Origin of the sequence: Winogradskyella pelagia, from assembly GCF_017581965.1 — a bacterium.
In the GTDB taxonomy this organism is placed as follows: Bacteria; Bacteroidota; Bacteroidia; order Flavobacteriales; family Flavobacteriaceae; genus Winogradskyella; species Winogradskyella pelagia.
Map to the genome: position 1 here is coordinate 1 of NZ_JAGEVF010000038.1, position 959 is coordinate 959.

At 33.8% G+C, this 959-nt stretch carries 1 protein-coding gene; it reads left to right on the plus strand.

What is annotated here, in order from left to right; all coding sequences use genetic code 11:
* Window positions 1-57: 57 nt before the first annotated feature.
* Window positions 58-831: a DUF6090 family protein gene (locus tag J4050_RS15145; RefSeq protein WP_208155459.1), complete on the plus strand. Its 774-nt coding sequence runs from the start codon at window positions 58-60 to the stop codon at window positions 829-831.
* Window positions 832-959 lie beyond the last annotated feature (128 nt).

Sequence of the window (959 nt, forward strand, 5' to 3'; positions counted from 1 at the left end):
AGTAGACCTTTGGTTGAGATAGCCGCTTGCGGACAAACTAAATGCTTAAATTAGACCATGATTAAGTTTTTTCGTAAAATTAGATACGACCTTATGGAGAAAAATAAAACAGACAGGTATTTTAAATATGCCATAGGAGAAATCATCCTTGTTGTTATAGGGATTTTGATTGCGCTTCAGATTAATAATTGGAATGAGAACAGAAAGACCAAAAACCAGGAAATCAATTACTATTGTCAATTAGTTGATAATCTTAACTCAGATTTATCAAACATAAGGTTATCTGAAAATTCCTTAGATGTTAGACTTGAGACAGCACAAAGGTTCTTAATAAACTTAATCAAAAAGCAGGATAAGAAAGATCTATTGATTCAAGATTGGCTAGGGGTTGTACGGTCAAGATCCTTTGTCCCTACTAGAGCTGCTATTAACGACATTACCTCATCCGGGAAATTAGAAATTATTAGTAACGATGATTATAAAACTGCTATTCTCGATTACTATGTCCAACAAGAACAAGCATTGGATATTATGAAGATAAACACGAATCAGCTTATGGATCTACTTTTTGGAATCAAACGGTATACCGCTTTTGGTATGCAAGAAGTACCCAAATACAAACAAATTTACGATAGTGAACTACAAGAGTTATTGAAATCTAGTGATTGGCACAAAAACCCAACTGATCCCATTTATGAAGGTGTCCTTAACTTTGCGAATATGTCAATTATCTTATGTGCAAGAGAAAAAGAAGTTTTAAGTAACGTTCAAGATCAAGCCGAAGAACTCATAAGCTTACTTGAAGGAAAATGTGAAAATCACACAAATTGACTACTCTATTTTAACGAAAGCACAACGCTAGCCAATGATAAAATTCTTTAGATTATTGAAACTTAATTTTGCAAGGCAAAATCAAAGGTCTAGTAGACCTTTGGTTGAGATAGCCGCTTGCGGACAAA